This window comes from Cohaesibacter celericrescens (assembly GCF_002866925.1).
In the GTDB taxonomy this organism is placed as follows: Bacteria; Pseudomonadota; Alphaproteobacteria; order Rhizobiales; family Cohaesibacteraceae; genus Cohaesibacter; species Cohaesibacter celericrescens.
In genome coordinates this window covers 1-10,277 of sequence record NZ_PKUQ01000034.1, presented here as the reverse complement: position 1 = coordinate 10,277, position 10,277 = coordinate 1, and the positions used below count along the sequence as shown (strand labels likewise).

The window sequence follows — 10,277 nt, the reverse complement described above, 5'->3', positions numbered from 1 at the left end:
GGCCGTTAAAGGCATAAATGCGCCCCCAGAAAATCTTTGCAACAGGCCCGCGGTGGGCGTCTACAGCATCAGAACCGTTCGAACCAATCTAAAACTGTCTCGGCACCATCCAACCCATGCAAACTGGAATGTTCAAGATCAGCGCTGGTTACGAACAGTTAGGGTTGGGTGGAAAATGGTTTCTGCATAGCCAAACGTTAGCAAAATTAAGCCTAAAGGGGAGTCCCATACTTATGCAGCGATCTCAAGTTGTAATTTTATTTTTGATAAAATACCTTACTAAGGGAATTTCTTGATTTTTGATGATGTAATTTCAATCATTTACGCGTATTATTCTTTTGAATTATGATATTAACTAGATATGACAAATTTTTGAAAGGTTGCCATGAAGCTGGTGATGATAGCAGATGATTTGACCGGCGCTTTGGATGCGTCTGTTGCCTTTGCTGATCGAGGTCTCAAGGTGATATGCGCCATGTCGATCGCCTCGCTGCCCTCTGCTCTGGAACAATCCGCCGACGTGGTGGCTATTTCAACCGGATCCCGAGAGCTTTCGCAACAAGATGCAATCGTCATTATCAAACAGGTTCGCAAAATTGTTGAAGCAGCTCCCTCTGCGCAAGGGGCGATTTGGTTCAAGAAAATTGACAGCCGCCTGAAAGGGCATATTGCTGCTGAAGTTGCCGTTCTGCGTAATCCCGGTCAGCCGGTGCTTGTTTGCCCCGCGTTTCCCCGCCTTGGTCGGTATGTCAGGGACGGAGCGCTCTGTGGTGTTGGCGTGGAGCAGCCGATTGACGTTGCATCGGTCTCCGGCGTTGATGCGGCCGGTTGCCTTGATGCCACTAGTGATGCGGATATAGATGCCGGTGTTGGCCAGTTTGCGCTTGATGGCCTGTTCGTTGGCGCAGCTGGCTTGGCCGAAGGCTTGGCACGTCAACTTGCTCCTCTGTCGGTCACAAGGGCCTCCGTGGTTCCTCCCGCTCCGGCCCTGTTTGCCATAGGGTCGCGTGATACGGTCACATTGGCACAGTTGCAGACCTTTACGCCGCTTGCCGCTCCAAATGGACAAGTCCCGTCGCCGCAGGTTTGGCAGGGGCCGTTGCAAATTGTTCAAATCACACCGGGGGCAGATATTGTTTCCGGGCAAGAGGCGGGCAGAGCCTTTGCTTCAGGCATCGCGGACTGGATCAAACAGAGCAATCCCGCCACGTTATTGGCCTGTGGAGGCGAGAGCGCAAGCGCGATTGCAAAGCATTTGGATATCGGATTGCTGGAAGTGCGTGGCGAGGTTTTGCCCGGCCTTCCGCTTTCTGTTTGCTGTGATGGAGGCCGAGATCTTTGCATTGTTACCAAGTCAGGTGGCTTTGGCAGCAAGGATACACTTGTAAACTTATCTCAAAAACTTGTAAAAATAGATGAGAGCAAGCAACCTGAGGTTCGATTCTGTGGCAGATAACGAGGCAGCAAAAGCGGCACCGCGCAAACCCAAAAGGCTTTTGGCCGATCGGGTTTACCATTCGCTGTTCAGTCGTATTTCGAACGGTGACTATGCGGTCAATACGCGCATGCCGTCAGAGCATCAATTGTCTGAAGAATTTGGTGTGTCGCGCCCTGTGTTACGATCTGCTCTAGAAAAGCTGCGCGAGGAGGGTGTGATCTATGCCCGTCAGGGGGCGGGCAATTTTGTCCGTGCGCCTTCGGTCTCTCCGGTCGGTTTTGCGCGGGTGGAAACCCTTGCTGACATCCAGCGCTGTTATGAGTTTCGTCTCAATATCGAAAGCTCGGCAGCCGCCATGGCGGCGGAGCGTCGCAACAGCGCGATCCTTGTGACAATGGAAGAGGCGCTTGAATTGATGGGCGCTGCTGCGGGCAGCATGGAACACCGCGAAGATGCTGACTTCGAGTTTCACACCACCATCGCCAAGGCCACCAACAATCACTATTACGAGGCCGCTTTACGGGCGCTTCGCGATCATATTTATGTTGGCATGAAAATGCATGGCCAGTCTTTGCTGACTGAAGGCACTATCGCGCTGGAACATGTGTTTGATGAGCACAAGGAAATTTATATGGCGATCGTCAGGCAGGATGAAAAACTGGCCTCTTCTTTGATGCACCAGCATCTGGTCCATTCACGTGATCGTCTGTTTGGTGGCGGATTGATCAATCTGTGCATGCCCGAAGAATCCGATTGAAGCGGGTTTTCAATTGAAAATCCGGGTGTAAAAAAGGGCACCTGATCGGTGCCCTTTTCAATGAGCCCAACCGGCCTAACGCTTGGAAAAGGTAGCGGCCAGTTTGCTGCCATAGTCCAGAGCCGACAGCATATTGACATGTTTGGCGTTGCCGGTGCCGGCCAGATCAAAGGCGGTGCCATGATCGACAGAACAGCGATCAATCGGCAGGCCAAGCGATACATTGACTGCAGAATCAAAGGCAATCAGCTTGATAGGGATATGGCCTTGATCGTGATATTGCGCGATGACCAGATCAAACGCGCCGGTATGGGCGCGATAATAAACGGTATCGGCAGGGATCGGCCCGACAACATTGATGCCTTCTTTTTTGGCTGCTTCCACGCCGGGCAGAATATTGACGTCATCTTCGTTGCCAAACAGGCCATTCTCGCCGCAGTGAGGGTTGATGCCAGCAACGGCGATGCGCGGATTTTCAATGCCCATGCGTTTGAGATGACGATGGCCGGTGCGAATGGTTGCCAGAACGCGCTCGGGTGTTGAGCGTTCAATGGCGGTTTTCAAGGACACATGGGTTGAGACATGCAACACGTTGAGTGTTTCGGAGGCGAGCAGCATCCAGGAGCTATCCGAGCCGGTTAGATGTGCCAACATGCCGGTGTGACCGTCAAAATGATGACCGGCGGCATTCAGTGCTTCTTTGTTGATCGGGGCGGTGACAATGCAAAGGGCCTCGCCTGCCTGAACCATCTCGACGGCTTTTTTGATATATTGGTATGAAGCTTCCCCGCAGGCGGGCGACAGCACACCAAATTTGCCCGGTAGGCCATCGACTGGAATATGCACGATGGCCAGCGACCCAGCCGGAGCCTCTTGTCCATAGATATGCAGGGGCAGGTCCAGATTGCAAGCCAGTTTGGCCCGCTCAAGCGTATCGAGGTCGCCGATGACCGCATAGTCTGCGCGGTCTTTTTCGGGCAATGTCGCCATCGCTTTGACTGTCACTTCCGCGCCAACACCGGAAGGATCGCCCATTGTTATGACGATGGGGCTTTTGGACATCTTACTCTCCTTGATCGGACAAACAGGCCGGGATGTTATCCCGGCCGCTGTTTGGTTGCGTCGTGTATCACGTCAGGTCTTTGGCATTGAGACACCGCGTCGGCATCTCCCCCTTGAGGATGGTTGCAATGTCTTGCACCACCATCAGGCCGACATTTTCCACTGCTTCCTTGGTGTCTGCACCCGAATGGGGTGTAAAGATCGCATTGGCATGCTGGAACACCGGATGGCTGCTGTCAGGTGGTTCGGTGACATAGGCATCAATGGCGACGCCACCCAACTGACCGCCGTCAAGCGCAGTCACAATAGCATCCAGATCCACCACTTCGCCACGGGCCAGATTGATCAATTTGGCGCCGGGCTTCATTTTTGCCAGTGTTGCAGAATTGATCAGGGCGGCGTTTTCCTTGCCGCCAAAAACATGCAAGGAGACATAATCGGCTGTGGCCAACAGATCGTCCAGCGGCAGGATTTCAACACCGTGCTCGGAAGCGAAAGCCTGATCGGCATAGGGGTCGGTCGCGACAACAGACATGCCGACGCCGATGGCCAGTTTGGCCAATCGTTTGCCGATATTGCCAAGGCCGACAATGCCAAGTGTCTTGCCGCCCAATTGGGTGCCGACACGGCGCTGCCATTGGCCAGAGGTCACGCAGACATGGCCCTGCGGGATGAAGCGGGCCATGGCATACATAAAGCCCATGGCCAGCTCGGCCACAGCATCGGCGTTGGCGGCGGGTGTGTTGCAAACCGGCATATTTTGCGCGGTGCAGGCAGGGATGTCGATATTATCGACGCCCACACCATGCTTGATAACCGCTTTGAGATTGTTGGCGCCCACCAGCGTTTCTGCGCTGACCGGCACAAGACCAACCACCAGAATGTCGGCGTCGGCGATCTGCTCGGATACGCCGCCATCAGTCTTGGTGGTGTCGTCGCAACGAACCAAATCCCAGCCCTCTTGGGCAATGGCGTCAGGAACACGACCGTGTTTGCCAAAACCGGGGGAGGTTGTAATGACTTTCACCATTAGATCTGCCCGTATTTTTTCAAAAGAGCTTCCACCTGTTTGTCCTGCGCGGCATCAGGCAGCAGGGCTGGCTGACGGGAAGCCCCGACCGAAGGATCCATTACCCATAGAGCGCGCTTGACCATGGCTGGCGGGAAACCTAGGCCATAAAGATCCTTGCGGAAATTGCCGTAAATCTCCTGTGCTTTGGCTGCGCCTTCCTCATCGCCGGCATTGAAGCAGCTGACAATCTCCGCCAATACATTTGGCAACACATTACCAAGGCCGGAGATGCAACCGGCAGCGCCATTCTGCAAAGCCCAATGCACCAGATGGTCAGGGCCGGAATAGACATCAAAATTGTCCATTTCCTTGCCTACTTGCATATAGGCTTCCAGTGTTTCCTGCTGGCCACCGGAATCCTTGATGCCGGCAATATTGGGGTGAGCGGCCAATCGGCGTGCGGTTTCAGGCTCGATGTGGTTCTGGGTGCGGGCCGGAATATCATAGAGATAGATCGGTGTGTTGACGCTGTCGGCGACGGTGAGATAATGGCGCTCCAGACCGTCCTGAGTGCAGGCGATGAAGAAGGGTGTGATAACGGCGATGCCGTCGACACCAATCCTGTCAAATTCCTTGGACAACATCACGGTCTCAAAAGTCGCAGGCATGCCGGCATTGACTATGACCTTGCAGCGGCCTTTGGCTTCGTTCACGACCTCGGCGGTCAGTTTTACTTTTTCGTCAAAGGTCAGGGCCGAAAAGTCACCATTGGTGCCAGCACACAGGATGTTGTTGCCAGCATCGATTTGGCGGCGGACCTGCTTGCGGGTCGCTTCATAATTGAGGGTTTCATCTTGGTTGAAACAGGTGACGAGAGCGACATAGGCTTCTTTGGTCATTATTTACTCCGTTCTTGCGTATTTGCTTTGGAAATACGCGCTTTCTCACGAGCCTGAGAAATGATTGGCCAGGCCAGTGACAGCACGGTCAAGCCAAGGAAAAGAAGGGTGATGGGCCCCGAGGCAAAGGCGATGACATCATCGCCACTTTGCAGCAGGCCGCGACGCAGGTTGGCTTCCATCATGGGGCCAAGGATCAGGGCGATACAAAGCGCAGCCTGACTGTAGCCAAATTTCTGCATGCCCCAGCCAAGCACCCCAAATCCAACCATGGTGTAGAGATCGACCGGATTGAGATTGATCGAGAAGGAGCCAATGAAGCAGAAGATAACGATCGAGATGGTCAGCATCTTGCGCGGAATCATCAGGATCTTGGAGAAGACCGGAATCAGGGCCATGCCAAAGATGAACATGAAGATGGTGGCGATGAAGGTGCCGCCAAAGATGCCGATGATGACATCGGGGTTGGTCTGGAACAGCATCGGTCCGGGGGCAAGCCCCTGGATCATCAAGCCGCCCATCAGCACCGCTGTGACCACGTCACCGGGGATGCCAAGGGCCAGTAGCGGAATGAGGGCCGATGCACAGACTGCATTGTTGGCGCTCTCGGTTGCTGCGATGCCCGGTGCATAACCTGTGCCGAATTTTTCAGGTGTTTTGGATGCCCGACGGGCTTCATTATAGGAAATCCATGAAGCGGTGCCTGAGCCTGTGCCCGGAACAATGCCGATGAAGGTGCCAATGATGGAACCGCGGATCAGAGCGCTGGCGCTTTCCTTCATGTCGGCCATTCTGGGCCAGCGGCCCGAGACATGAGTGATCGGTTTTTCTTTGGTGCCCATGCGCTCAAGCTGTGTGAAGACCTCGGACAAGGCAAACAGGCCAATCAGCGCGGGCGTGAAGGCAAAGCCGGAAGCAAAGCCTGATATCCCGAAGGTGTAGCGCAGGACGCCGGATATCGGATCAGCGCCGACACAGGAAATCAGAATGCCAAGAAGGCCCGAAATCGCACCTTTGACCAAATCACCGGACAAGGAAGCGATGATTGTCAGCCCAAACAAAGCCAGCGCGAAATATTCAGGCGCGCCAAATTCCAAGGCGATGTCGGCCAATTGCGGTGCCAGTGTCGCTAGGCAAACCGCTGCGATCAAGCCACCAATCGTTGAAGCAATGGTGGCCATGCCGAGCGCCTGACCGGCCTTGCCAGCCTGCGCCATGGGATAGCCATCCAGAACTGTGGCCGCAGAGGCCGGTGTGCCGGGGGTGCGCAACAGGATGGACGAAACGCAGCCTCCATAGATGCCGCCGATATAAATACCAATCAGCATATTCAGCCCCATGACGGGCGTCATGCTAAAGGTCAGGGGGATGAGAAGTGCCACACCCATCGTGGCCGTTAATCCGGGCAGTGCGCCGATAATCAACCCTCCGAGCGTACCCAGAGCGATGGTCCAGAGGACTTCGAAGTCCATAAGTGGGGCAAGATAGGTGAAGGTATCCATGCTCATCCTGCAGACAGTTGGCGGAAGCGTTCAGCGCTCCGCAATCAGATTTTGCACCTGTTCCATGAAAGCATATTGGGCTCTTGGACCGGACAGGCGTTAAACTGGAAATATTCTATGTGGTGGCTGGAGCACCCGAGGCGCTCCAGCCTTTTTGGCAAAAACTCGGGAGGATTATTTGTTCATGCCAAGCATGCCGAGATCTTCCAATACTTTATGAGCCACAGCGCTGTCGTTACGCACGCGTTTTTCAAAAGTTGCTGCATCTTCGTAGGTCACAAATTCGCCCATTTCCGTCATTTTTTTGATGAAAGCAGGATCAGTGGCTACCTCTTTAACGGCGCTGCGAAGCCAAGCAAGGCCTTCTTCAGAGGCACCTTTAGGGGCGACGAAGCCCTTCCAGGAAGACCATGTGAAATCGACGCCTTTTTCAACAGCGGTCGGTGTGTCAGGGAAGAGATCGATACGCTTGTCTTCCATGATGAACAATGGGGTCATCTGACCCGCTTGGGATGCTGCCTTGGCTTCTGCTGGAGAGGCAACCATGGCATCGATATGACCGCCAACGCAGGCTGTGCGTGCCTCGGAAGAGCCGCCAAATGGCACTGATTCTGCCTTGATGCCAGCCGCTTTGGCAAAAGCTTCAGCAGAGATGTGGTTTGCACCACCAGCACCGGAGTTGCCGATCTGTGGTTTTTTGCCTTTGGCGTAGGTGATGAAGCTATTATAGTCGCTGAATGGCGCGTCTTTACAGGCAACCATCACCTGCAAGGAGCGGGCAAACAGGCCAACAAAGGCAAAATCATCTACTTGATAGTCCGTGCCGCCGACATGTGGTTTGATGGCAATCGGGCCTTGGGCTGCTGCGCCGACGGTGTAGCCATCGTTGCGGCCATGCACGGCAGCAGATGTACCGATGGCACCGCCGCCACCGGGTTGGTTGCGAACAACAAACTGCTTGCCTTCGAATTTTTTCTCGAAAATATCTGAGAAAACGCGCATGGAAAGGTCAGTAGACCCGCCAGCAGAATAGGGCACAACAACCTGAATTGGGCGCTCTGGGAATTCAGCCAGTGCTGGACCTGAAACCAGTGCTGTTGCTGCGGCCAGAGCAAGTGTCAAACGAGATATTTTCATTCTATATCCTCCCATGGATAAAAGTTGAAAGGCTCTTAAGGGAGCCAGACAGATAGAAGTTCGGTGAAACCGTAATAAACAGCCAGCGTCATGCCGACCGGGAATAGAAACAGTACCGTCCAGTTGCGCTCACCCAATAACCACAGGCCCACCACAAATGTAACGAGGGTCGCTGGAATATAACCAACCGGATAAAAAGCCGTCGCATAGGCGATAAGCAATAGAGTGAACGCCGCAATGATCAAAAGGGTGTGAGCATCTGGGAATTCGATCATTTTGCCATCGGCTGGTGCGTGCGCCTTTGCACGTCCTGCACGGCCAATCAGGATCAGGGATAACAGAGTGATGCCGCCGATCATCATCCAGGGTATCAGGGATGGACCTGCAGCCGAGCTGCTCATGCCACCTTTGATGCCAACCGTGATCCATGCTGTTGCTGCGCAAAAGACCAGCAAACAGGTGCCGATCCATATGTCGCTTTTATACTCAGGGATTGTGGTCATTCATTCCTCCGCGAGAGTGCTTTGCCTGTTTCGGTGAGGCGACCTCCCGCCTTGTTTGTTACAATGAGATCAACATAACAATTTGTCAATTAATTTGTTTGACAAATCCCGAAAACTTCTTTCAAGGCTCTAAATATCACCATCTTTGTTATTTGGGTAGATGATTGATGTGTAATATATGTGATTGAAAATAAATAATAAAACATACGTAATCGGATTTTATGGCTTGTTGATAATTGTATGGTTTTATAAATTCGCCTTAAATTTACCTGTATATATGTTATTGACAAATATTAGAAATGAGCGCTAACTTTGCAATCAAGTTACGATCAATAAGGGCCGTCATTGGTGGCGTTTGAGCTCAATTTGTCTGCGAGAGGAAAATCAATGTTAACGCTTACGACTCCAATAGAAATGCAACGCCCGCCCGTGCTTCGCTTTGGTGCAGGTACCCTGTCTTCTTTTGCTGGTTGGGTGGCCGATAGTGGCTTCAAGGCACCCTTTGTAATCGCTGATAGTGTCAATGCAGCTCGACTGGAGCTGTTGGGGCTTGGCGATGTTCGCTGTTTTGGTGATGTTGTGCCTGAGCCGGATATCCCCAACCTGAATGCGGCGGTCATTGCGGCCAAGGGCGCTGATTTGATCATCGGTTTTGGCGGTGGATCGGCGATGGATTTGGCCAAGCTGGTCGCCGTGCTGGCGGGACAAGATATGGCGTTTGGCGACATTTCTGGTCCGCATCGTGCTCCGGCCCGCACTGTTGGTTTGGTGCAAATTCCTACCACTGCGGGAACCGGCTCGGAAGTGGGTACGCGCGCTTTGGTCACCGACCCCGAGACCATGAATAAAGTGGCGACTGAAAGCCTGAATATGTTGGCCGATGTCGCCATCATCGATCCTGATTTGACCGTGTCGATGCCTGCCTTTGTAACGGCGGCCACCGGGGTCGATGCGATGGCCCATTGTACCGAGGCTTACACCTCCAAAAGATCTCATCCGATCATTGATGCCTATGCTTTGCAAGGCATTGAATTGGTTGGTAAATATCTAAGACGTGCGGTTGATGATGGCTCTGATGTCGAAGCTCGAAACGGGCTGGCTCTGGCGTCTCTCTATGGTGGTGTATGCTTGGGTCCGGTCAATACCACTTCGGGGCATGCGGTCTCTTATCCGCTGGGCACCAGACACAAAATCGCCCATGGCATCGCCAACGCATTGATCTTTCCGCATACATTGGCTGCCAATGCGGCAAGCGTGCCGGAGAAGACCGCAAAGATTTGTGCGGCGTTGGGATTTGAAGCTGGCAGTGATCAGGCTGTTTTGGCAGGTGCTCGCGCCTTCTGTGAGGGCTTGGGGCTGGATATGTCGCTGCGAGCCTACGGTGTGCCGGAAGATGATCTGGCCGCTATGGCGAGTGAAGCCCATGCGATTCGTCGTCTGTTGGACTGGAATCCGGTAGATTTGTCTGTTGCTGATATCGAAGCGATCTATAAGGCGGCCTACTAGGGCAAAAGCACAGTCACTACGGTATAGCCAAGCGATTGTCTTGGCCTACCCCGTGTCTGTTTTTCTTGCGTCACAAAGCGATGCTAACCATATGTAAATAAACGGGTTTGATTAGGTGGTCGGTCTCCACCGCGGGCATCTGAGATGCCATAGTGCGGTTGTTGGAAGTCGCAAAAAGGAGAACCGTCCATGAAGGAAGTTACCACAGTTGGAATTGATATAGTCAAGAGTGTTTTTCAGGTTCACGGGATCAGCAAAGAGGGTGAGATCATTATTCGCCGGAAGCTTCGGCACAGCGAGGTTGTTGCGTTTTTCCAAAGACTGCCTGCTTGCCTGATCGGAATTGAAGCATGTGCGTCCGGTCACTATTGGGCACGAACGCTTCTTGAGGGCCTGATGCTGTAGACGCCCACCGCTGTCTTTGATGTGCGAAGGTGGGATTTTATTGATCCTACAGGAGG

9 protein-coding genes and 1 pseudogene are annotated in these 10,277 nt (G+C 53.3%); 4 read left to right on the top strand and 6 right to left on the bottom strand.

Features of this window, described 5'->3' with window-relative positions:
- The first annotated feature begins 397 nt into the window (after positions 1–397).
- Both C0081_RS16580 and C0081_RS16575 read left to right on the top strand, forming a co-directional pair.
- Positions 398–1,456, top strand: coding sequence for a four-carbon acid sugar kinase family protein (locus tag C0081_RS16580; protein WP_180966935.1), 1,059 nt, complete (start codon positions 398–400; stop codon positions 1,454–1,456).
- Positions 1,446–2,195, top strand: coding sequence for a FadR/GntR family transcriptional regulator (locus C0081_RS16575; protein WP_245417980.1), 750 nt, complete (start codon positions 1,446–1,448; stop codon positions 2,193–2,195). The genes C0081_RS16580 and C0081_RS16575 overlap by 11 nt, the downstream gene beginning before the upstream one ends.
- Positions 2,196–2,270: 75 nt before the next feature.
- Here C0081_RS16575 and pdxA read toward each other — a convergent pair whose 3' ends face one another.
- The 6 genes from pdxA to C0081_RS16545 form a co-directional block, all read right to left on the bottom strand.
- On the bottom strand, positions 2,271–3,257 hold the full coding sequence (pdxA, locus tag C0081_RS16570; RefSeq protein ID WP_101534972.1) for a 4-hydroxythreonine-4-phosphate dehydrogenase PdxA: 987 nt from the start codon (positions 3,255–3,257) through the stop codon (positions 2,271–2,273).
- 67 nt (positions 3,258–3,324) lie between these two features.
- Complete coding sequence (locus tag C0081_RS16565; protein ID WP_101534971.1) at positions 3,325–4,287, bottom strand: phosphoglycerate dehydrogenase; 963 nt, start codon at positions 4,285–4,287, stop codon at positions 3,325–3,327.
- Entirely contained in the window at positions 4,287–5,168 is an 882-nt protein-coding gene (locus C0081_RS16560; protein WP_101534970.1) for a dihydrodipicolinate synthase family protein, read from the bottom strand. The genes C0081_RS16565 and C0081_RS16560 overlap by 1 nt, the downstream gene beginning before the upstream one ends.
- Positions 5,168–6,670: a tripartite tricarboxylate transporter permease gene (locus C0081_RS16555; protein WP_101534969.1), complete on the bottom strand. Its 1,503-nt coding sequence runs from the start codon at positions 6,668–6,670 to the stop codon at positions 5,168–5,170. The genes C0081_RS16560 and C0081_RS16555 overlap by 1 nt, the downstream gene beginning before the upstream one ends.
- 174 nt (positions 6,671–6,844) lie before the next feature.
- Complete coding sequence (locus tag C0081_RS16550; protein WP_101534968.1) at positions 6,845–7,807, bottom strand: Bug family tripartite tricarboxylate transporter substrate binding protein; 963 nt, start codon at positions 7,805–7,807, stop codon at positions 6,845–6,847.
- A gap of 35 nt (positions 7,808–7,842) precedes the next feature.
- A complete protein-coding gene (locus C0081_RS16545; protein ID WP_101534967.1) occupies positions 7,843–8,310 on the bottom strand; it encodes a tripartite tricarboxylate transporter TctB family protein in 468 nt (155 codons plus the stop codon).
- A 387-nt stretch (positions 8,311–8,697) separates the two neighbouring features.
- On the opposite strand from C0081_RS16545, the gene C0081_RS16540 reads away from it, so the two are divergent.
- Both C0081_RS16540 and C0081_RS16535 read left to right on the top strand, forming a co-directional pair.
- Entirely contained in the window at positions 8,698–9,816 is a 1,119-nt protein-coding gene (locus C0081_RS16540; protein WP_101534966.1) for an iron-containing alcohol dehydrogenase family protein, read from the top strand.
- Between the two features lie 189 nt (positions 9,817–10,005).
- Positions 10,006–10,200: pseudogene (locus tag C0081_RS16535) on the top strand (IS110 family transposase); the annotation flags it as partial.
- Positions 10,201–10,277: the final 77 nt, after the last annotated feature.